Annotated in this window: 1 protein-coding gene; it reads left to right on the plus strand. The window is 31.6% G+C overall.

Features of this window, described 5'->3' with window-relative positions; all coding sequences use genetic code 11:
- Positions 1-642 (plus strand): hypothetical protein (locus HMPREF9707_RS09050; RefSeq protein WP_006700963.1); only part of this gene is annotated, 642 nt, incomplete at both ends.

Raw genomic sequence — 642 nt, forward strand, 5'->3', positions numbered from 1 at the left:
ATGAAAATAAAGATTCAGAAACTGGAAAAAATGACAAAAATCCAGGCGTGAAAATTGATGACTATAATAAGCAAAAAGAAGCAGAAGAGAACACTCCGCTTGCTAAAGCAAAAAAAGCGTTTATTGAAAAAGTAAATGCTTCATCATTATCAGATGATCAAAAAGCTGCTTTAAAAGAGGAAGCAGAGGAACCTAAATATGATAATCTTTATGATCAAGAAGTTACACTTCCAAAAAAATTAGCTCAAATGGAACAAGCTTTAAAAGCTCAGGGAAAATCAGAATTAGAAGCTAAAAAAGAAAAATTCAGAAAACCTCTTTACGAAGCAAAAATTGAAGAAGGTAAGAAAGAAGAACTTTTTACTAAAGTAAGAGAAGCTAAAACTAATGAAGAATTAGATAAAATTATTCTTGAAGCAGTTGAAGCTGGTCTAACTGAAAAAGAATTAAAAGATGCAGGATTAGAATTGCCAAAAGTTGAAGATTCAACACCAGAAGATAAAAAACCAGAAGATAAAAAACCAGAAGATAAAAAACCAGAAACACCAGAAACACCAGAAAAACCAGAAACACCAGAAAAACCAGAAACACCAGAAAAACCAGAAACACCAGAAAAACCAGAAACACCAGAAAAACCAGAAA

Origin of the sequence: Falseniella ignava CCUG 37419, assembly GCF_000301055.1 — a bacterium.
Classification (GTDB): Bacteria; Bacillota; Bacilli; order Lactobacillales; family Aerococcaceae; genus Falseniella; species Falseniella ignava.